Genomic DNA, 20,988 nt, shown 5'->3' on the forward strand with positions numbered 1-20,988 from the left:
TTCCAGATCGACACGATGCTGGAGCGCCTGAAGGCCTTGAGCGACGACCACTTCTAGACACCCCCCGACAAGATCAACTGGGGCGATGTCGGCACTCTGAACCACTACGCGAGCCTCCTGCGCCATATCACCGACGCCGCGTTCAAGGAGGGCGAACATGCCGCTTGATCCGGCCCAGCGCCACCAGATCGAACAGGATGCCCTCACAGCCGCTTGGGAGGCCGACCGCCTCGCCGCCTGCGATGACGCCATCGCCCTGCTGCGCGAAATCGCCGATTTGGAGCCGAACGACGATGGTGATGTGGTCATCGGCACGGATGCCGACGGTCACAGCGATCTCCTGTCGCGCATCGCCGCCTTCCTTGCAACGAACGACAAATAGAGGAATCCCGCCATGACCAAGCTGACAGAAACCCAGACCATCATACTCACCGCCGGAGCCCAGCGCCCCGACAACATTGCCTTGCCGCTGCCTAAGGGACTGATTCGAAACTATCTGTGTGATGTCATGACCTTGCCAGCAGGCGGGTGACGCGGCGGATGTGGGCGATGAGCAGCCATGCTTCGGCGCTAACGATGGTTTTCTCCCAGTCCTTCGCCATCCGACGGCAGCGTCCGAGCTATGCGAATGTGCGCTCGACCACCCATCTTCGGGGAATGACTTCAAAGCCCCGCACTGCGTCGGAGCGTTTGACGATCTGAATGGTCCAGCGCCCGATCTTCTCCAATGCCCCGCGCAGTTTTGGCCCCGCGTAGCCGCCGTCGGCGAATATATGGTGCCGCAACGGGTATGTCCCGGCGATGGATTTCAGCACGTCCGGGGCACCATCTCGATCCTGAACATCGGCCCCATGAACGGCAACCCCGACCAACAATCCAACCGTGTCGGTGACGATATGGCGCTTGCGGCCCTTGGTCCGTTTCCCCGCGTCATAGCCGCAAACCCCTCCACTTTCAGTGGTTTTCACGCTTTGACTGTCAATCACACCCGCCGTTGGGCAGGCTGCGCGTTCCACCCCCTGACGCGCCATGGCAACAAGATCGCGGTTGATTTCACGCAAGAGGCCGCTGCTGCGCCAATCATAGAAATAGCGCCGAACCGTCGAGACCGGCGGAAAGTCATTGGGCAGCATCCGCCACTGGCAACCCGTCGTCGCGAGGTAGAGAATTGCATCAAAAACGTCACGCAGTTCTGTCGTCCGGGGTCGGCCGACGCGCTTGGGCGCGGGCAGGAACGGCGCAATCAGCGCCCATTCCTTATGCGTCATGTCACTTGCGTATCTGCCCCCGCTGCGGACATAGTGCGGGCGGGTGAGTTCGGTCCAGGCCATCGTGATCTCCGTTCAGTGTCACAACCGAACAGAATCACAAAGGACTGAATTCACTTAACTAGTTTCGGATCAGACACTAAGGCCGGGGCGGGGCGGCGGCGAAGATGGCCGTCACCAAGTTGATCGAACACGGCTGGCTGCAAGAGGTCGACGCCAATCTGCGGCACGGCGAACCGCTCTGGCGCGAAACGGGCGATGGCCATGGCACCACGCTGGTGGTCACCGACGCCGGGTTGCTTGCCATCGGGATCCAGCCGTTGGTAGTGAAGACAAGTGTGGCGAGCCATGGCGGTCCCTGCGCCCAGCCCGAGGTGAAACACCCGACGCTGCGAATCGGCACAAAGCAGGCACTGCTGATCGCTATGCTGCAGCGGGCTGAGGGTGCGACGTTGCAGGAGATCATTGCCGCGACGGGGTGGCAGTCGCATAACGCTCGTGGTGCAATGTCGGGCACGCTGGGCAAGAAGTTGGGGTTGGTCGTGGTTTCTGCAAAAGAAGAGGCTCGGAGCAGGGTGTATCACATCGGCCAACCAGCCTAGCCTAGTGTTTAGCGATCCAGCCTGTGCCGTGGATAGTTGGTCATGCTTGCAAACACAGCCTGAGAAAGCAGTCTGCATTTCGAAGCGGTCGCATTTCGGTAGGGCGGCAGGAAGAGCCTATCAACACCGAAAACCAACTCGCGGCTGAAATCTAAGGCTATCGAATCCCGGTGACAAGGTTATCAATGGCTTGGAAGCCTTTGCTGGCCTTTGGAATTCGGATGGCTGACGTTTGACCTTTGACCCTGCCCATCTTCTGACGCACTGCGTCTCGATTGATCTGGAGGTCGATCTGAAATCTGCGCGGCTGTTCGCCTTTGCCGCAGTCCGGGAAGAGCGGGTATTGGTTCACAAAGGGACTGCACTAGACCCCGCGCTGGATCGGCTGGAGGCGTTCTGCGATGGGGCGGCGCATCTGGTGGGCCACAACATCCTGCGCCATGACCTGCCGCATCTGGTTGCCAACCGGGCGCGGCTGGCGGGGTTGGGGGCGGCCCCGATTGATACGCTCTGGCTGAACCCCTTGGCCTTTCCGCGCAATCCTTACCACCATTTGGTCAAGCATTATCAGGACGGGCGGCTGCAGGTCGGGCATGTGAATGACCCCGAACAGGATGCGCGGCTGGCGCTGCAGGTGCTGGCGGATCAGATCGCGGCTTTCACTCGGCTGGCGCAAGAGGCGCCAGATGAGGCGCTTGCCTATCACCACCTGACAGCGCGGGGCGAAGCCTCGGCGGGGTTCGATGCGCTGTTCCAATGCCTTCGTGGCCCCTCGCCTGATGAGGCAGCAGCCCACGCGGCCATCCGTCGCCTGCTGGATGGCCGCGCCTGCAACCATCGTCTGGAGCAGACGCTGGGCCGCCTGTCCGATCCGCGCAATGGCTGGCCGATGGCCTATGCGCTGTCGTGGATTTCGGTTGCTGGCGGGGATTCAGTCATGCCGCCTTGGGTGCGGCTGCAGTTTCCGCAGGCGGGGCGGATCGTGCGGCATCTGCGCGACACCAATTGCGGCGATCCCGGTTGTGCTTGGTGCGCAGAGAATAACAACCCGAATGCAGCGCTGGAACGCTGGTTTGGCTTTCCAGCCTTCCGAACGCAACCCGTCGATGAGATGGGCCGCCCCTTGCAGGAGCGGATCGTGGCGGAGGCGATGGGGGGCAAATCCGTGCTGGGCATTCTGCCGACTGGCACGGGCAAATCGGTCTGCTACCAGATCCCGGCGCTGTCGCGGTTCGACAAGACGGGGGCGTTGACTGTGGTGATCTCGCCGCTGGTCGCGCTGATGGCCGATCAGGTGCAGGGGCTGGCGCGGGCGGGAATCTCCAGCGCCGTCACTGTCAACGGCATGATGTCGCTGCCGGAACGACATGACTCGCTGGAAAAGGTGCGGATGGGCGATGCTGCTGGTCTCGCCAGAACAATTGCGCTCGCCATCGATCCGCACGGTGCTGCAACAGCGTGAGGTCGGGCTCTGGGTACTGGACGAGGCGCATTGCGTCAGCAAATGGGGCCATGATTTCCGGCCCGATTACCGCTACGTCAGCCGCTTCATAAAGGAGTTCTCCGGTGACAGCCCAGCGCCTGTCCTGTGCCTGACCGCCACAGCCAAGCCCGAGGTGGTGCGCGACATCCGCGACCACTTCCAGACCCGCCTGGGAGTGGACCTCATGCTGCTGGATGGTGGTGCCGTACGCACCAACCTATCTTTCGCCGTGCTGCCCACACAGAAGGCGACCAAGCTGACCGATATCCTGTCTGCAATCGAAGCGAACCTGCCGCCCGAAGGGGCCTCAGGCGCAGTGGTCTATTGCGCCACACGCAGCACGACGGAAAAGGTGGCCGAGTTCCTGAAGGGGCAGGGGCTGGCGGCTGATTTCTTCCACGCGGGTCTGCCCCCTGATCGCAAGCGCGATGTGCAAGAGGCGTTTCGCACCGGTCAGTTGCGGGTGATCGCCGCGACCAATGCCTTTGGCATGGGCATCGACAAGCCCGATATCCGTTTGGTTGTGCATGGCGATATTCCGGGGTCGTTGGAGAATTACCTGCAAGAGGCAGGCCGTGCCGGGCGCGACCGCGCGCCCGCCAGTTGTGTGCTGCTGTTCAGCCCCGAGGATGTGGAGCGGCAATTCTCGCTCTCGGCCCGGTCTCGTCTGGCAAAGCATGAGATCGGTGCGATCCTGAAAGCGCTGCGGCGCATGGAAAAGCACAAATCTGGCGAGGTGGTCGCCACCCCCGGCGAGATCGTGCGCGAAGAAAAGGATCAGGAGTTCGAGCGCGACAAGACCACCGAAGACACCCGCGTGAAGACCGCCGTCGCCTGGCTGGAGGAGGCCACGCTTCTCAGTCGCGAGGAAAACCGGGTGCAGGTATTCCCCTCGTCGCTGCGCATCCGTTCGGTTGATGAGGCGGCGGCCATCCTCGAACGGGCACAGATCACTGGGGTCAGGCGCACCCAACTGATGGACCTTGTGCACCATGTGATGAACGCGCCTATCGATGCCGGGGTTTCGACGGATGACTTGACCGGCGCCTGCGGATTGTCTGGGCGCGAGTTGCACCGGGCCTTTGCCGATCTTCAGGTGCTGGGGATCGCCAGCAACGACACGGCCATCATTGTTTATGTTCATCTGGGGGTCGAGGATGCCTCGGTCCGCCGGCTGGACCATGCGGCAAGGATGGAAGCCGACCTGATCGCAATGATGCAAGAGGCGGTGCCAGACGCCGAAGGCGCCGAGGCGCACCCCTTGAACTTGACCGAAACCTGTCAGGCGTTGCGCGACAAGGGCCATCCTCAGGTGCGGCCCGATCTGGTGGAAACCATCCTGCGCGGCATGGCGCAGGACGGGCGCGATCAGGATGGTGGGCGCGGCAACCTGACTCTGCGGAAGATCAGCCGGAACACGATCTTTGTGCGGCTGGAGCGGTCTTGGCCCGTTGTCGCCCGCACCGCGGAGCTGCGGCGGCAGGGGGCGCAGGCGCTTCTGGCCCATTTGACGGGTAAGGTTGCCAAGGGCACGCGTGGCAAGGACATTCAGGTCGAAACCACCCTTGGCGCGATGCTGGATGCGCTGAACGGTGACGCCCTTCTGCGGGCCGAGGTCAAGGATATGACCCGCCTGATGGACCGCGCGCTTTTGTGGCTGCACGAACAGCAGGTTGCCACTCTGGGCCGGGGCCTGACGGTCTTCCGCCCGGCAATCACGGTGCATCTGAACCCCAAGGGCGGCCCCTTTACCGTGCAGCACTTCGCCCCGCTGGAAGAGCACTACGGCGAGACGACGATCCAGACCCATGTGATGGCCGCCTATGCTGAAAAGGGGATGGAGGCGATGGATCAGGCCCAGCGCCTGTCTGAAGATTACTTCGTGCTGGACCGCGACGCCTTTCTGCGCCGCTGGCTGCCGGGGCGCGGCACGGAAATCCGGCGGCAGACCACCGGTACTTCATGGCGCACGATTGTCGATGCGCTGGACAATCCGGTGCAGGCCGAGATTGTCCGCGATGACCGCGAACAGACCAACGTTCTGGTGCTGGCCGGGCCGGGGTCGGGCAAGACGCGGGTGCTGGTACATCGCATCGCTTACCTAATCCGTGTGAAACGCGAAGACCCGCGCGGCATTCTGGTGCTGACCTACAACCGCCACGCCGCCGCCGAGATCCGCGAACGCCTGCGCCGCCTGATCGGGGATGACGCGGCGGGGGTGACGGTCTCCACCTGCCATGCGCTGGCGATGCGGCTGATGGGGACGAGCTTTGCAGGTGACGCCGACGGGCCGCGCGATTTCGACGGCATCGTGATGCAGGCGGTAGCTCTGTTGCGCGGTGACGGGTTGTCAAAACCCGAGGCCGAAGCGCTGCGCGAAACGCTGATCCAGGGCTTTCGCTGGCTGTTGGTGGATGAATATCAGGACATCGGCCCGGAGGAATACGCCCTGATCGGCGCGGTGGCAGGCCGTTCGCTGGAGGATGATCTGCGCATCAGCCTGTTTGCCGTGGGCGATGATGACCAGAACATCTATGCCTTTGCCGGGGCCAGTATCGACTTCATCCGCCAGTTCGAAGCGGATTATACCGCCAAACCTGTCTGGCTGACGGAAAACTACCGCTCCACCGCCCATATCATCGCGGCGGCAAACGCCGTGATTGCTCCAGCGGCCCAGCGCATGAAGGCGGGCCACGACATCACGGTGAACCGCGCCCGCGCTAAGGTTGCGCCGGGTGGCGACTGGGCTGCGCTGGACCCGGTGGCGCAAGGGCGGGTCAGCCTTCTGGATGCGGGGGGCCATGCTGCGCAGGCGGTGGCTGCACTGGACGAATTGGTGCGTTTGTCTAGGCTAGACCCGGATTGGTCCTTGCGTCGCTGCGCCGTAATCGCCCGCGACTGGCGGCGGCTGGAACCCGTGCGCGCCTATGCCGAAAGCTTGGGTATCGCTATCGACATGGCGAATGAGAAGCCGCTCAATCTCTGGCGAATGCGCGAGATGCAGGGCTTTGTCCGCGCCCTTCTGGCGGATCGGACCAGACTGTTAACCATCCCCGATCTGGTCGCCATCCTGAACGCCCAGCCACAGTCGCGCTGGACCGACCTGATAGGCGAGGGCATTGGCACCTTTGCACGCGAATTGGTCGAAAAGGCCGCCACGGTCCCCGACATCGTCCAATGGTTCGGCGAATGGGCACGGGATGTGCGGGGCGAACAGCGGGGACTGCTGCTAGTGACCGCCCACCGCGCCAAGGGGCAGGAGTTCGACCACGTCGCCATCCTGAACGGCGGCTGGGATCGCCCGTCGCGCGGTGAGGATGTCGACGCCCCGCGCCGCCTGTTCTATGTCGCCATGACACGCGCGCGCTCGACCCTGACCGTCCTGACCGACGGCCCCCATGCCTTTGTCCGCCAAGACGATGCGGTCCTTTCCCGCCGCGTCACCCCCGACACCGCTTCCCTTCCGCGCGCCCGCCTGCGCTATGTGCCGCTCAGGTCACTTGCATGATCTCGCCGGTATCCAGTTTCTTCACATAATCGACGGCGCTTCCGTTCCAGTGGTACGTGAAATGCGCCCCTTGGCTCGGGATCGGCACTACATCGGGCCAAAACGCCGCGATGCAATTGCCGCCAGTAAAGCGGACGCTGGGCCAGAAGATGCCGTTTCCACCAGCTGCGCGCCGTTCGGTGCCAAAGACCTGCGAGGCGGCATAGTCGTCGGGGTGCAGGAGATCATCCCGGCCGGTCACGTCATCGAAATCTGCGTCGACCGAGCCGATCAACTCGCGGAACTGCGAGGTCCAGCCCGGCTCTTCTGCGGTGGCCATCATGGTCCTGGTGTGGTGATGGATGGTTTCGGCGATCGCCACCTCGGCGCTATCGCCTGCGTAATACAGCCCGAATGTCCCATCGGTAAACCGCCCTGGCCGCAACGGCGAGCAGTGCACAAAGGGCGCCATGACCCAACTGGCGCCGTTCCCCGTGACGCGCCGCGCCACCGGCACTTTGGCCAGATCGCCGATGCTGTCGCGCGTGCGCGGATTGAACTTGGCCTCGGCCGAGGCCAGCGCCTCCCAATCCGCCGGGTCAGCAATGTCTTCGAAAAGGTCGATTGGTGGATAAATCGAGCGGATGATCCGGACGCTGCGCGGCCAGATCACCCGGCGCACTGGCACTATTGTCATGCGCTGCGCTCTGCGTCCAGATAAGAGCGCAGGTCGATCAGATCGGTGATCTCGCCCCGCATCATCACGCTGAGCGCGCTTTGATCGGCAAAAGCAGCATTCGGCTTTCTGATCCACGCATAGCCGCGCGCCGGTTCGGTGAAGAGGTAGCGCAAGGCTTTGTGGATCCCCATGAGAATGGCCATCCGAGCGCGCAGATCACGGTCGATCCGGCCGATCCCGCCTTCTTTCCAGCGCGCCCATGTCCGCTGCGCCATGTCGCCCAGCAGGCTCCGGGCTTCGATGTCGCTGAGCTGCCAAGAGCGGAATAGGTTGACCGTGGTTCGTGCAAGGGCTGCGGCCTCCTCGTCCGTGATGGCGGGAAGGTCGGGCCGACAGACGGTGGGCTGGATCGTGGCAAATTGCATGGCGTTTCCTCTATGACATCAATATAGAGATAATATGCCATTTGGCAAGATGTGACTTCCGGGGTAGACGCAAAGTCCACTCAGCGCCACGGTCGGACCTTCGGCATCGCCAACTTTACGTCAGGTCCATCTCCCCCAGGATTCCGCCCGCGATCAACCCATCCCGGACCCAGTCCAGCGCCTGCCACCAATCGTCATAGCCGCGCCGGGCGGATGCGATCTGCTCAGGATGCGGTCGCCAAGTGACCGGGCAGGCCAGAACCTCGACACTACGCCAGCGCCTGCGGCGCAGCACGCGCTGGATTCCGACCACCACCGTGGTGGATTGCTCGCCATGCTGATTGCGCTTGGTCGTGAGCAGCACGCAGTGTGGCACGACGTCGGGCATCATGCCGCACCGCTGTTTGAGCGGTGTGGCGACAACTGCATCGAAATCAACGGTTAACGGCAAGATCCTGAGTGAATTTTTCAGGATAACGCCTCGTCAACTTGGCAATGTTTTCAGCGAGGATTTCATCGAAGGCGTGACCGATCTCAACACAGTCCTCTCGGATCCCCCGGGCGATTGCGCTCAGCAGCTCCGCCACCTCCCGCAAGTCTGGGGCTTTGCCGTAGAAGATCTGACGCTTCATAAGGTTGGCCAGCTGGCCGATCATGAACAGACCATTGCGGGGATCCTCGGTGGTGGCGTCGATCAGTTCGTGAAGGGTGAACCCCACATAATCCGCGCCGATGGCGACGTACCACATCAGGTCGCCCAGCTCTTCGCGCTGGCCCGCTTCGGTGGTGGCGTAGTGTACTTCAGCCATCTCACTGGTCAGGCCCAGCACACAGTGCAGGAACTGATCCCCCGGGGCACAGGTCTGCATAGCTTTTTGAACGTAATCATGCATTGAGTGTCTTTCTAAATTGGATCAGCCGCATAGGTTTCTTGCCTTCCGAATGGGGTTCATTTTTTGAGCTCAATCACGTGATCGGTTTCTGGCCTCTTGTGGGTGATAAGGATGATCAACATGATGGATGCCGGAGATAGCGCGAGGAAACTGCCCGACCCCGATGCGCGGTCGACAAGAAATGACGATGAGCATCTCTTCGGTCAATGCCTTCTGCGGTTTCAGGCCTATGAGGATACTCTCGGTGCGAAACAGTGCTTTGCCAAGGCGGTCAATTTCCCACAGTCTATTGTGAATGCGGGCTTCCCAGAGATCCATTACCGATTCCAATCTCTCCCTAAGGTTGCAACAGCTCTCTGGAAGATGCAGCGGCGCTAATTCCTCGCGAGACTTGATGCGGATCAGGGTGGTATTGATGATCGCAAAAACCACGAGGGTAAAACGGGCGGTCAGGTCAGCCAGCCCAGACAATGGTACCGCAAGGGCCAGCACCAGAATGGCGACGATGCCGAGCGCTGTCGCGAGCAGCGGCGTGCCGGTTCTGGTGTTCAGTTGCGCGAGGTCCTTGGCAAGATTTCCTTGGGCCGCCAGCCCATAGAGAACCCGTGAAATCATGATGACATGGACAATCACGCCGTTCAACCTGGCCATGACGGCGATCATGCTCATCGTCTTGAGCGGCATGCCGTTCACTCTTGTCTTCCTGTATAGTTTTGAGTCGAGTTTCGCTCCAAAACGAAGGGCTTGAGTTGATGCAGGTTTCCGTTCTTCACACGCGGTCTTCGCCCTTAGAACTGGCCCGATCACGGTGGCGAAGTGTAGATGATCCACATCAATACAAATACATCTTGCGAGGTGTAGATAATTGATCTTGGACAAAGGCCACGTCGAGTTTCATGGAAAATGCGCTGATCCTGAACCCGTCCATGCTGAATCTCGTCAGCGCAGTCGCCGTTGGCGCACTGATCGGCGCGGAGAGGGAGCGGCGCAAGGGCGAAGGCCCGGCGCGGTCTCCTGCAGGCATTCGAACGTTTACGATCACCTCGATTGCGGGTGCCGTTGCATTCAGCCTGGGTGGGGTTGTGTTGCTTGCCGTCCTGACTGCGTGCGTTGCTGCGATGGCTGCGGTTGCTTATTGGCGCGCCCAGGATCAGGACCCGGGATTGACCACAGAGATCGTTCTCGTCCTGACGGCCCTGCTGGGGGGCCTATGCATGCAAGCGCCACAGACGGCCGCAGCAATTGCAGTAACGGTGACTGTGCTTTTGTACACGAAGGCCTGGCTGCACAACCTTGTCATCAGCGTAATCTCGAAAGACGAACTGGATGACGCGCTGATCTTTGCCGCAGCGACACTTGTCGTTTTGCCTTTGGTGCCGAACCGCCAGATGGGTCCTTATCTGGCACTCAATCCACACTCGATCTGGATTGTGATCGTGCTGGTCATGGCCATCAGCGCAGCGGGCTATGTCGCGGTCCGATTGTTCGGTGCCCGGTTTGGATTGCCGCTCGCAGGGGCCATTTCGGGCTTCATCTCCAGCACAGCTACGATCGGTGCGATGGGATCGCGGGCCAAGAAATTCAAAGACCTTTTGGCTGCTTGTGTCGCGGGTGCAGTGTTGTCGACCCTCGCCACGATTGTCCAGTTGGCACTGGTCGTTGCGGCCACCAGCATGCCCACCCTGTTCAGAATGTCGGGGCCCTTGCTTTTGGCGGGGGGCACTGCTGCGGCCTATGGGGCGGCCTTTACGCTTTTGGCCGCGCGCAATGCGGGAAATGATGCGGCGCAAACCGGCGGCGTCTTTAGCCTGAAGGCGGCGCTTGCCTTCGGTTCGATCCTTGCGCTGATCCTTGTCATCTCGGCGGGTCTGCAAGAGCGGTTCGGCGGCGCGGGCGTGCTGCTCGCGGCCGTAGTTGCAGGACTGGTCGACACCCACGCGGCGGCTATATCGGTGGCGACGCTTGTCGCTTCGGGAAAAGTCACGCCACAGGATGCCGTCGTGCCGATACTCGCGGGCCTGACCTCGAACACGCTGACCAAGATCATCATGGCCGCGATCAGTGGCGGATGGGCATTTGCACTTCGGGTTGTGCCTGGTCTGGTCCTTGTTGCGTTGGCGGCTTGGGTCGGCACGTTTTCAGCACTACTGTGGAACTGACCGGAGAGGTCGAACGGCAGACTGCGCAGATACCGACCCTATGTTCGGGTCGCCTTACTTTGGCTTCAGCATGCGCATCAGCAGGCCGTCTTTGCGCCAGAACTGGTGATACAGCGAAGCCGCGATATGCAGCGCGATCAGGCCGATGAACACGGGCTTGGCATAGGAGTGCCACTCACCATAGGGATCGCCATAATAGTACCCGAGCAAACCCGTGACAGGCACCACGACAAGCAATGCGTAAAACAGCCAGTGGGAAACACTGCCTGCCAGTTCGATGGCTCGACTTATTTCTGTCGGGGGTGGCGGAGCGCCGTTCTTCAGCCGCAGGGCCAGCCGTACCGCGACCAGCGCAAGAATGGCGATGCCGAAGTAGTAATGCATCCCTGCGAGGTTGCCGGTCAGCGCGGAAACCGGCTTAGCTTCCTCGACGGCGTCGATGGCCTCGGTCATGCTTTCACCGAAAATGAGTTGCATGAAGACAAGCGCCGCGATCAACCAGTGAAGGCCGATCTGATAGATCGTATAGCCTCGGACGCCATCGATTTGGTCTCTTGTCATGGTCATGTCAGGTTCCTTTGCATCAGGTTGCGGCGTTGCATGAAGTGGGATGGATCGCATTGATCGACATCAGTCGATGGTGTGTTGGGGCCGGATTTCGCGGGACGAGGGGCTGAGCAGCATTCATGCCGCGACGCCAAAGACCATGCCGACCAAGGCTGTCGCGGCCAAGGCAAGCGCGCCCCAGACCGTTACGCGAACGGCACCCTTCACGATGCCCGCCCCTCCGGCCGAGGCCCCGAGGCCGCCAAGCGCCATCAATCCGACAAGGGTCGTGCCCGCGACAATCACAGATATCTGCGCTGCGGGTGCCACCGACGCCACAATCAGCGGGAGGACGGCACCGGCCGCAAAGGTCATCGCCGAGACCACCGCTGCCTGGATCGGTCGGGCGGTGACCGTCTCCGAGATGCCAAGTTCGTCCCGCGCATGTGCCCCGAGCGCGTCTTTCTGGGTAAGCTGGACTGCGACCTGTCGGGCCAATCCATCATCCAGCCCGCGCCCGACATAGATGCGGGTCAGTTCTTCAAGCTCCGCCGCGGGGGTGTCTTTCAGTTCCTTGGTCTCGCGCGCAAGATCGGCCTGTTCTGCATCGGTCTGCGAGCTGACCGAGACATACTCACCCGCCGCCATCGACATGGCACCCGCCACCAGCCCGGCCAGCCCGGCGATCAGGATTTCGGGCCGCCCGGACCCTGCGGCGGCCACGCCGACAACCAGACTGGCGGTCGAGACAAGACCATCATTCGCCCCCAGCACGGCGGCGCGCAGCCAGCCGATGCGATGAACCATGTGAATTTCTGCGTGTGTCAATCTGCTCATTTCAGTGTCCTTCGGGATTATAGCGCGGCTGTCTGGGCTTCAAGGCCAGTCGCGCGCTGACCAACGTGGTCCGGCACGATCCTGAGCGCCCTGAGCGCGTTCAGGATGACCGCTACATCAATTACTTCTTGCACAAGCGCGCCCTGCACGGGGGTCAAATACCCCAAAGCGGCGGCAATCATGCCAAGGATCGACAGGCCGATGCCTGCGGCGACGCTCTGTAGTGCGATCCGGCGCGACTTTTGGGCCACCTCGATCCCCGGCAACAGCCGGTTTAGGTGATCGACCAGCAAAACAACATCCGCCGCCTCGGCGGACGCCGCCGCACCCCTCGCGCCCATAGCAACGCCAATGTCAGCGGCGGCAAGGGCGGGGGCATCGTTCACACCGTCGCCGACCATCATCACCGGGCCAGTCTTGCGCTCGGTCAGAACCAGCTGGACTTTCTGGTCGGGTGTCATCTCAGCGCGAACGTCATCAAGCCCCAGTCCCTCGGTGACCGCATCGGCCACGGCGCGGCGGTCGCCAGTGGCCAGAATGATGCGGGTTATACCAAGATGCCGCAGACCGGCAAGAAAATCCGCCGTCCCCGACCGCAATGCATCGGCCATGATGATATGGCCCATCAGCGTACCGTCCACCGCAAGCGACACCACGACCGAACCTGCAGCAACGATGGCTTTGTCAAAGTGCGCGGTTCCAGCCGTTGCTGCGACGAAAGCTGCACCGCCGACAACAACATGGCGGCCGATGATGATCCCGGCCACGCCCTCGCCCGGTGTTTCGACCACGTTTTCAGGGATCGGCAGAGCCGCACCATCGGCACGGGCCGCCGCGACGATGGCCTGCGCGATCGGATGTTTCGATGCCTGATCAAGGGCCGCGGCGAAATACAGGATCTCGTCCTTGGAAAGGACGCCATGCGTCTCGATGGACACAATCTGTGGCCGCCCGTCGGTCAACGTGCCGGTCTTGTCGAGGATTAGCGTTTTGATCTGCGCCAGCGCCTCAAGCGGTTTCGACCCCTTGATCAACACTCCGAAATGCGCGGCCCGCGACAAACCGGCCACCAGTGCGACCGGCACCGCAAGGATAAGCGGGCACGGCGTTGCAACCACCAGAACAGCCACCGCGCGGATTGGATCGCCGGTGAACCACCATGCAGCCGTCGCAAGCGCGACAGTGACAGCGAGGAATACTAGGGAATAACGGTCTGCCAGCCGCGCCATCGGCGCCTTGGAGGCTTGCGCCGCCTCGACCAGCCGGACGATGCCAGCATAGGTGCTGTCTGCCGCAGCCCTTGTGACCCGCAGATCGAAAGCCTCGCCCGCGTTGGTTGACCCGCTCATGACTTCTTGCCCCCGGTCCAGCCGGACTGGCATCGACTCGCCCGTCAGCGCCGACTGGTCCAGCATCGCCCGATCGCCTTGAACTGTGCCATCCACGGGTGCGACATCGCCTTGCCGGATCAGCAGAAGGTCGTCTGGATTGATCTCTTGCAGAGGGACCTCTTCAAGCCCGCCGTCTTGGTGGCGTGTGGCCGTCCGCGGCACGCGCGACAACAGGTCGCTCATTTCGCGTCGGGCGCGGCCCTCGGCAAAGCTTTCAAGGAATGTGCCGCCCGAATACATCAGCGCGACTACAGCCGCGGCCAGCGTCTCGCCGAACAGCAGCGCCGCCGACATCGACAGCGCGGCCACGATGTCGAGCCCGACTTCGCCCTTCCAAAGGCTGCGAAGGATCTCGACGACAAGGGCGGCAAGGACTGGAACGACGCCTGCCGCCCAAACGATCATGGCAAGGTCGGCTCGCTCGGTCAGCGTCAGCGCAAGACCGGCTAGCAGACAAAGCACGGCCACTACCAGCAGGGCCATGTTCAAGCGATCATGCAGCAACGGGTTCAATTCGCGCACCTCTCTGGCGAAACCAAGCGGCTAGGCTTTGTGCGTGGCTCAAACAGCCGCCCCACCCTTGTTTCGCGAAGGTCATTGCCATCCCGCTCAATGAAAAGGGCATCCAGATCGTGTTTCCGCGCCAAATCCGCGCCCTCCACGCTGCCACTCACCATCATCGCCGTGGCCCAAGCATCAGCCATCATGCAACTCGCGGCCACCACCGTGACCGAGGCGGGGGAAACGGCCAAAGGCCCGCCCCGCGCCGGGTCCATGGTGTGCGCCAACCGCCGATCGCCGATCGTCACCCAGTGCCGGTAGTCACCGGAAGTGGCAATTGCCGCGTCGTGTAGTTCCATGATTGCGTGCGGTGCACGTGCCGCATGGTCCGGGCGCTCAACCGCGACGGTCCAAGCCGTGCCGTCCGGTTGCAGACCGGTTGCGCGCAACTCGCCGTCGATGGCGGTCAGCGCGGACGGGATGCCGAACCCGAGTGCAACCTCTGCCAGCCGATCCACACCGTAGCCTTTAGCGATGCCGGACAGGTCCAGTTTCAGAGGTGCATGTTTGCGCACGCGTCCCAAGCCCAAGTCAAGCTCCAACACCTGATGTGCCGGGGGTCTCGTGCGGCTCAGCGCGGCGCGAATGGCAGCTTCATTCGCTGCGGCCGGACCAAAGCCCCAAGCACGGACTGCATCGCCAACCCCGATGTCAAACGCCCCGCCAGAGGCGCGCCCGACCTTCAGTGCCGCGTCCAGCACCACCAGCAATCGCGCGGGCACATCGACCCAAGCCTCGGTTGCCGCAGCATTCAGGCGCATCAGATCGCTTTCCGGTTTCCAAGTGGACATCTGCCCATCAACTTCGGCCATCGCCGCTGCCATGGCGGCCGCGACGGGTTTTTCATCAAACTGCGGCGGCATGTGGAACAGGGCGGACCAGCGCGTGCCCATGGTCGGACCGTGCAGCGCATGGCGCGCAAGATCAGTAAACGTCTTCGGCATAGCGTCCCTCTGCTTTCAGCCGCGCAGGCGTCAGACCCAGCGGGGCAAGGATATCGGCCAGTGCCTCGGACACACCCGCCGCCATGCCTCGACCGCCGCAGACGAGAATTTGGGCGCCACTGGCGACAAGTTGGGCCACGCGCGCACCATCGCGGCGCAGGGCATCCTGCACATGGCAATGTGTGGCGGTGCGCGAGTAGGCAGTCGTTAGTGTTTCCAGACGACCATCCGCAGCCCAGGCCGCCAGATCGTCGCCATAAAGCATGTCACTGTCGGGATGCCGCGCGCCGAACCATAGATGCATCGGCCGATGCCTGCGGTTCGCCCGCAGGAAACCCGCCAGAGGGCCAATGCCGGTTCCGGCCCCGATCAGGATCACCGGAGCCCGACCGCGTGCCGGCCGGAAGCTTGGATTACGACGGACAAAAGCCCCTATAGTCTCACCGGGCACTAGGGCAAAAAGCTGCCCCGAGGACAATCCATCCGGTTGCTTGCGCACGCAAATCTCGACAAACCCGTCGCCCGTCGCCGAGGCCAGCGAATAAAAGCGCGGCACCTGTGAACCTTTGGGCACGATCCCCAGCAGATCGCCCGCCGCAAACTGCAGGGCGCCAAGCCCGGTTACGCGACGCCAGAGCGGTGCGACTGGCAATGCAAACCGCAGGATCGCTGTCGGGGCCTGTACCTCTACCCCATAGTCACGACGCGAGATCAGCGTCAGCGCCTCGGTCCGGGGCGTGACAGGCTCGTGGTTCAGTTCCAGCGCAACCGCGATCATCGCGCCAAAGGCCCGGCCCCAGCGCGCAAAATCCTGCGGCGACTGACGATCCACGCTGTCGAAGGGCAAAAGGGGAGGCCAGCCGCGCGCCTCGGCAGCCGCAGCGACGTCTTGTGCATAGCCGCAATAGGCAGGAAAGCTGCGGTCGCCAAAGCCCAGAACAGTGAGCGGGATGGGCAACGCGGGCAGAGTGGCCAGCCGGTCCAGAAAACCTTTGGCCGAGGCCGGGGCGATGCCGTTTCCATAAGTTGCGGCAAACACCACGATACGGGCAGCGCGATGGTAATGATCGGGAGAGAAGGCCGACATCGGTGCAGTATGCACGCGTCCACCCGCCGCTGTCAGCGCGGCGTGCAACGTTGCCGCAAAGCCCCAGGTGCTGCCACCCTCACTGCCGACCAGCAGGATCGTATCAGCCTGAGCCGCGCTGGCATTATTTCGCAACCGTGGCCGTGACCGTGGACCCGCGACCCACATCAGCGTGCCCGTGCCCGCCATGACTGGCACGCCAAGCGCCATCAGCCCAAGGATCAGGCCAAGAACCGCCGCCCCCCGACCCGTGTGCAGCATGTAGATCGTTTCCGTCATCCGGTCCCATGCCGATAGGTTGCTCCATGCCACAAGCTTACCCGTGCCCTGATCGACAAAGCCTTGACCTGAATCAGTCTTTAGCGTGAAGGCATCGGTCAGGTCGTTTGGATAGGGGAAAGTCAGGTCGCGCAACGCGGTGACTGGCGTATTCTGAAGAGCCTGCATCTGTGCCAGATCGAAACCACCCAGCCCACTGACTTCTGGAAGGGGCGGCGGGCCCGCGCCCTCGGGCAGCAAGCCGAAGGTCGAGGCGGTCATCCACAACGCCGTGCACGACGACAGGGCAAGCCCCAGCACGGCAAAGCGCGCAATCTCGACATGCACGCGTCCGGCCAGCGGCCCTTTCAGCGGCGACAGCACATGTCGCCAGCCACCCGTCCGCCGCAAAACCAATGCAGCGCCAGTCAGTGCGAGCAACAGCATGGCCGCCGCCCCGACCGCCGCCACCATCCGCCCGGTGTCGTCCAGAAACAGCGAGCGGTGCAGGGTTGTCAGCCACCGTTGCAGCGGCGGGACATCTGCACTTCCCACGCCTTTGCCCGTTGTCGGGTCAATCACCGCCCCGCCCGGCGTGCCCGCGTCAAACCAGAACGCGGTGATCCGCCCCGAGGGCGCGCGGTGAATTTGTTCGACCCCCGGATAGACCGCCTTAATCCGCGAGGCGAGGTCTGCCACGCTCAGCGCAGGCTCTGACTGAATCGGCGCGCCAACGGCCTCGATCGCCGGAAAGACCGACAGGGCGGCTCCCGACAGGCCAAGCAGGACAAGCAACAGAGCGGCAATCAGGCCGGGCCAGCGGTGCAGCGAGCGGATAATCACAGATTGCCCCTTCACATATCGTAGGCAAGCGAGGCGATGTAGCGTTTGCCCGGATGGGTCTGCCCGGCACCGGCGGTGGTGAGCGGCACGGCAATCTCGGACGGGCTGTTGCGCATGTCCTCGACGGCGGCATCGACGTGCAGGACGTAGCCCGCATCAAACAGCGCATCGGCCAGATCCAGCGTGATCGACAACGCGCGCCCCGCGCCAACACTCGCGCCGGTGATGCCGTTGATTTCGGCGGTATTTCCGCCGGTGGCGCGATACCAGTCGCTGAGATGCTCGTAGTATTTCGACTTGCCGCCCGCCATCCACAGGCTGCCCTTATAGGCACCCTGCGCGTCGGTCACATAAAACGCGAGATACGCGCCATTGCCGCCATAGGCGTTGAGCGTCGTCGTCACGGTCACGGGGCGTGCCAGCGCCATGCCGGGCGCAATCAGGGCGGTGGTCAGGGCTAGGGCGGCAAACAGGGTTTTCATCTTTGATCTCCAGTTGAGGGTCGGTGCAAGCAGCGGGCTGCAGTGCGTCAATTCACTTGAACCTGGGGCGCAGCCCCGTTGCCGAACAAGCCATTTGCGGGCGGCGCAACTGTGCCCGCCGGGGCGGGGTTCGACTCTGCGGCGCAGGCGCCTGCACTGTCGCCCTCGTCATCATCGCAACCGTCCCCTTCGTCGTCATCCTCGTCATCGCCGCTAGCAAGCAGGACCATTCCATCCTGCATGGTGTCGGCGGATGTTAAAAAAGCGCTACGCGGGCTGCCCGATTCACTTGATTCAGCGGTGCGGATCGCAGCGATGGCCGGGATCGCCATGATCGCGCCAAGCGCGGTGGTAGCGGCCAGTAGGGCAATGGTGGTCTTCATGATGGCTCCTGATGTTGCGTTGATGTCTGGATGTTTCGCACCCTCAACTGATCGCTTTCTGACGGACGGGCGATTTTCGCGTCAGGTTGCCGTCAGAAAACGCGGGCTGGACTAGCTGTCCAATTCACTTGGCGTCAGTCTTCGAATTCGAGTTCCAAGATCGCCAGCGTGGAAGGATCGACCTTGACCTCAATCGCGCGGCCTTGCGCGTCGGAAGCCTTGATTTCGTAACAACCATCGTCGATTTTGATGCGCCGGACTGTCCATCCCTGCGCCTCTGCCATCTGCTGCACCGCCGCGCGTGGCTGCCAGTCCGCCATAGCCACAGTGCAGGCCTCGTCGGCCTGGGCAGCACTGGCGACCCCGAGGGCTGTCATAACAATCAGAATGGTCAGCGACGTCCGCATTCGTCATACTCCGTGCAGCATCAATCAATGCGACTTGCGCCCCGAAGCTGACGGCGGCCTGAAGCCTGCGGATGGCATACTTCAGCTTGATGTCAGGTGGCCCGGTCACACAGCATGACCGCAAAAGATCGGACGACACTGAATGCGCATCCTGCTGATCGAAGATGACATGGTCTTGGGGGCCGCCGTGCGCGACCAGATCGCGGCGGATGGCCACTCGGTCGACTGGGTCATGCGGCTGGAAAACGCGCGCGATCACCTTGCCGTCGCGAGTTATGACCTTGTGCTGCTGGACCTCATGCTGCCAGACGGACGGGGGATTCCCTTCCTGCGAAGTCTGAGGCTGCAGGGCAACGTTACACCGGTGATCATCCTGACCGCGCTTGATCAGATTTCTGACCGGATCGACGGACTGAATGCCGGGGCGGATGACTATCTGGTGAAGCCGTTCGATCTTGCCGAACTCTCGGCGCGGATCGGGTCCGTGGCGCGGCGCTATGCCGGAAACCCCAACCCGATTGTCACGCTCGGGACTCTGGAGGTCGATCTTGCCGCACGCAGCGTGCGCGCCAATGGCCGCGCGGTTCCGCTGACGGCCAAGGAATGGGTATTGTTCGAAGCATTTCTCCAGCGCCCACAGCAGCTTTTGTCCAAGGCGCAACTGGAGGAGCGGCTATATTCCTTCGACACCGAAATTGACAGCAACACGATCGAGGTGCATGTCAGCCGCTTGCGCAAGAAACTGGGCCATTGGGTGATCGAAACCGAACGCGGCCTTGGCTATCGGCTTGGGTCGGCATGAGGATGCCGAGATCACTTCAGGCCCGTCTCGCACTGGTCATCGGCCTGTGCGTCACCCTGCTATGGGCAGGCGCTGCAACCCTCACCGCGACCCTGCTGCGCCACGAAATGGACGAAGTCTTTGATTCCACGTTGCAAGAGACTGCCCAGCGGATCTTGCCACTGGCTGTCCGCGACATTGTCAACCGGGATGAAGAGGGCGTCGAACAACAGATAGCACCCCTGCGGGACGAAGAGGAGTTCTTCACCTACGTCGTGCGGGATTCCATGGGACGGCTTCTGCTGACGTCGCATGCTGCTGACACATCTGTATTTCCGCCCTTCGACGGCCTAGGTTTCCGGCAGACCGCAACGCACAGGCTTTACTTCGACGCGGCTTTGCAAGGAACCATCACCATCGCGGTGGCCGAACCGCTGGACCACCGCGCCACGATCGCGCGCGATATGCAGCTTGGCCTTGGCCTGCCTTTGCTGGTCGTCATTCCGCTCAGCCTTGCAGCGATCCTTGCAGCCGTGCGCCTGAGCTTTGCACCCGTGCGGCGGCTGCGCGATGCTTTGGCGCTTCGCGGGCCGCGTGATCTTTCCGCGCTGCCCGAGACCAGACTGCCCAGCGAGGTTGCCCCAATAGCCGCGGCCGTAAACCAGCTTCTTGCCCGCCTCAGCGCCGCCTTTGAGGCGGAACGCAGTTTCGCGGCCAACGCGGCGCATGAATTGCGCACCCCGGTCGCGGGCGCCATCGCGCAGGCACAGCGCCTGCAAACTGAAACGAAGGATCCCGAGGCCGCCCGGCGCGGGGCCGAGATCGAGACGGCGCTAAAGCGCTTGATCCGGGTGTCGGAAAAGATGATGCAGCTTGCCCGCGCCGAGGGCGGGCGCCTGCGGGGCTACGAACTCAGGGATCTGCGCCCCGTCCTTGGTCTTGTGGTGGACGAGTTCGCAAGGTCGACGGGGGCAGACCGACTTAAGCTTGCTCTCCCCGGAACGCCCGTGCTGTCCGATATCGACCCGGACATCTTCGGCATCCTGTGTCGTAACCTGATCGAAAACGCGCTGAAACATGGAGTGGCAGGCAGTGCCGTTAGGATCGGACTGACGGCGCAAGGTGTTCTGACGGTCGCCAACGAAGCTCCGACGATTGCACCCGAAACACTGGCCAAACTCACCTCCCGTTTTGAACGGGGGACAGGTGCCGGCGATGGCAGCGGTCTGGGATTGACCATCGTTCGCACCATCGCTGACCGGGCCGACTGCCCCCTTATGCTGACCGCGCCAATCGCGGGGCAAGCGTCGTGGTTTGAGGCGACGATCAACCTTTCAGGTGCTGGTGCCCGTCAGTCCCATCAAGTGGACTGATCCCAGACCGTGCAAGGCCGTCATGGTCGCAGACGACGGCAAATTATGGGCAGCGATAATCGTCTCGGCCCCCGGCAATGGGCGTGGCTTTAGATATCT

The 20,988-nt window shown here is 62.5% G+C and carries 17 protein-coding genes and 4 pseudogenes; 7 read left to right on the forward strand and 14 right to left on the reverse strand.

Annotated features, from left to right (window positions below; genetic code table 11):
* The first annotated feature begins 157 nt into the window (after positions 1 to 157).
* Both Q7V03_RS20890 and Q7V03_RS20895 read left to right on the forward strand, forming a co-directional pair.
* Complete coding sequence (locus tag Q7V03_RS20890) at positions 158 to 382, forward strand: hypothetical protein (RefSeq protein WP_304927516.1); 225 nt, start codon at positions 158 to 160, stop codon at positions 380 to 382.
* Positions 383 to 394: 12 nt separating this feature from the next.
* Positions 395 to 532 (forward strand): hypothetical protein, encoded by a 138-nt coding sequence (locus tag Q7V03_RS20895; protein ID WP_304927543.1) that lies wholly within the window; start codon positions 395 to 397, stop codon positions 530 to 532.
* Here the strand turns inward: Q7V03_RS20895 and Q7V03_RS20900 are convergent.
* Positions 507 to 1,331: pseudogene (locus Q7V03_RS20900) on the reverse strand (IS5 family transposase). The gene Q7V03_RS20895 and the pseudogene Q7V03_RS20900 sit on opposite strands and share 26 nt — an antisense overlap.
* Before the next feature lie 80 nt (positions 1,332 to 1,411).
* Between Q7V03_RS20900 and Q7V03_RS20905 the strand changes: the two are divergent.
* Both Q7V03_RS20905 and Q7V03_RS20910 read left to right on the forward strand, forming a co-directional pair.
* Positions 1,412 to 1,870 (forward strand): annotated as a pseudogene (locus Q7V03_RS20905) (DUF3489 domain-containing protein); the annotation flags it as partial.
* A 256-nt stretch (positions 1,871 to 2,126) separates the two neighbouring features.
* A pseudogene (locus Q7V03_RS20910) lies at positions 2,127 to 6,843 on the forward strand (RecQ family ATP-dependent DNA helicase); the annotation flags it as partial.
* Position 6,844: 1 nt separating this feature from the next.
* Here the strand turns inward: Q7V03_RS20910 and Q7V03_RS20915 are convergent.
* The 5 genes and pseudogenes from Q7V03_RS20915 to Q7V03_RS20935 form a co-directional block, all read right to left on the reverse strand.
* Positions 6,845 to 7,537: an RES family NAD+ phosphorylase gene (locus tag Q7V03_RS20915; RefSeq protein ID WP_370651182.1), complete on the reverse strand. Its 693-nt coding sequence runs from the start codon at positions 7,535 to 7,537 to the stop codon at positions 6,845 to 6,847.
* Complete coding sequence (locus tag Q7V03_RS20920; protein WP_304927517.1) at positions 7,534 to 7,944, reverse strand: MbcA/ParS/Xre antitoxin family protein; 411 nt, start codon at positions 7,942 to 7,944, stop codon at positions 7,534 to 7,536. Before Q7V03_RS20920 ends, Q7V03_RS20915 begins: the two co-directional genes overlap by 4 nt.
* An 80-nt stretch (positions 7,945 to 8,024) precedes the next feature.
* Positions 8,025 to 8,332: pseudogene (locus Q7V03_RS20925) on the reverse strand (hypothetical protein); the annotation flags it as partial.
* 46 nt (positions 8,333 to 8,378) lie between these two features.
* Positions 8,379 to 8,837: a hypothetical protein gene (locus Q7V03_RS20930; protein ID WP_304927518.1), complete on the reverse strand. Its 459-nt coding sequence runs from the start codon at positions 8,835 to 8,837 to the stop codon at positions 8,379 to 8,381.
* 69 nt (positions 8,838 to 8,906) lie between these two features.
* Complete coding sequence (locus Q7V03_RS20935) at positions 8,907 to 9,521, reverse strand: hypothetical protein (RefSeq protein ID WP_304927519.1); 615 nt, start codon at positions 9,519 to 9,521, stop codon at positions 8,907 to 8,909.
* Positions 9,522 to 9,763: 242 nt separating this feature from the next.
* On the opposite strand from Q7V03_RS20935, the gene Q7V03_RS20940 reads away from it, so the two are divergent.
* Complete coding sequence (locus Q7V03_RS20940; RefSeq protein ID WP_304927520.1) at positions 9,764 to 10,996, forward strand: DUF4010 domain-containing protein; 1,233 nt, start codon at positions 9,764 to 9,766, stop codon at positions 10,994 to 10,996.
* 54 nt (positions 10,997 to 11,050) lie between these two features.
* On the opposite strand, the gene Q7V03_RS20945 is transcribed toward Q7V03_RS20940, so the two are convergent.
* The 8 genes from Q7V03_RS20945 to Q7V03_RS20980 all read right to left on the reverse strand — a co-directional run bounded on the left by Q7V03_RS20945 (position 11,051) and on the right by Q7V03_RS20980 (position 18,735).
* Positions 11,051 to 11,563 (reverse strand): cytochrome b, encoded by a 513-nt coding sequence (locus tag Q7V03_RS20945; RefSeq protein ID WP_304927521.1) that lies wholly within the window; start codon positions 11,561 to 11,563, stop codon positions 11,051 to 11,053.
* Between the two features lie 117 nt (positions 11,564 to 11,680).
* The gene (locus tag Q7V03_RS20950) at positions 11,681 to 12,379 is read right to left on the reverse strand and encodes a VIT family protein (RefSeq protein ID WP_304927522.1); all 699 of its coding nucleotides are present in this window, start codon (positions 12,377 to 12,379) and stop codon (positions 11,681 to 11,683) included.
* A 17-nt stretch (positions 12,380 to 12,396) separates the two neighbouring features.
* Positions 12,397 to 14,253 (reverse strand): heavy metal translocating P-type ATPase, encoded by a 1,857-nt coding sequence (locus Q7V03_RS20955; RefSeq protein WP_304927540.1) that lies wholly within the window; start codon positions 14,251 to 14,253, stop codon positions 12,397 to 12,399.
* Positions 14,254 to 14,279: 26 nt separating this feature from the next.
* Positions 14,280 to 15,275, reverse strand: coding sequence for an FAD:protein FMN transferase (locus tag Q7V03_RS20960; protein WP_304927523.1), 996 nt, complete (start codon positions 15,273 to 15,275; stop codon positions 14,280 to 14,282).
* On the reverse strand, positions 15,256 to 17,460 hold the full coding sequence (locus Q7V03_RS20965; RefSeq protein WP_304927541.1) for a PepSY domain-containing protein: 2,205 nt from the start codon (positions 17,458 to 17,460) through the stop codon (positions 15,256 to 15,258). Before Q7V03_RS20965 ends, Q7V03_RS20960 begins: the two co-directional genes overlap by 20 nt.
* A 14-nt stretch (positions 17,461 to 17,474) precedes the next feature.
* On the reverse strand, positions 17,475 to 17,945 hold the full coding sequence (locus tag Q7V03_RS20970) for a DUF2271 domain-containing protein (protein ID WP_304927524.1): 471 nt from the start codon (positions 17,943 to 17,945) through the stop codon (positions 17,475 to 17,477).
* A 47-nt stretch (positions 17,946 to 17,992) separates the two neighbouring features.
* Positions 17,993 to 18,328, reverse strand: a complete 336-nt coding sequence (locus Q7V03_RS20975; protein ID WP_304927525.1) for a hypothetical protein — start codon at positions 18,326 to 18,328, stop codon at positions 17,993 to 17,995.
* Between the two features lie 134 nt (positions 18,329 to 18,462).
* The gene (locus tag Q7V03_RS20980; RefSeq protein ID WP_304927526.1) at positions 18,463 to 18,735 is read right to left on the reverse strand and encodes a PepSY domain-containing protein; all 273 of its coding nucleotides are present in this window, start codon (positions 18,733 to 18,735) and stop codon (positions 18,463 to 18,465) included.
* A 142-nt stretch (positions 18,736 to 18,877) separates the two neighbouring features.
* Here Q7V03_RS20980 and Q7V03_RS20985 point away from each other — a divergent pair, with 142 nt between their 5' ends.
* Positions 18,878 to 19,537, forward strand: coding sequence for a response regulator transcription factor (locus tag Q7V03_RS20985; RefSeq protein WP_304927527.1), 660 nt, complete (start codon positions 18,878 to 18,880; stop codon positions 19,535 to 19,537).
* A complete protein-coding gene (locus Q7V03_RS20990) occupies positions 19,534 to 20,889 on the forward strand; it encodes a histidine kinase dimerization/phospho-acceptor domain-containing protein (RefSeq protein ID WP_304927528.1) in 1,356 nt (451 codons plus the stop codon). Before Q7V03_RS20985 ends, Q7V03_RS20990 begins: the two co-directional genes overlap by 4 nt.
* The last annotated feature ends 99 nt before the right edge of the window (positions 20,890 to 20,988 follow it).

Origin of the sequence: Cypionkella sp., from assembly GCF_030652235.1 — a bacterium.
Classification (GTDB): domain Bacteria; phylum Pseudomonadota; class Alphaproteobacteria; order Rhodobacterales; family Rhodobacteraceae; genus Cypionkella.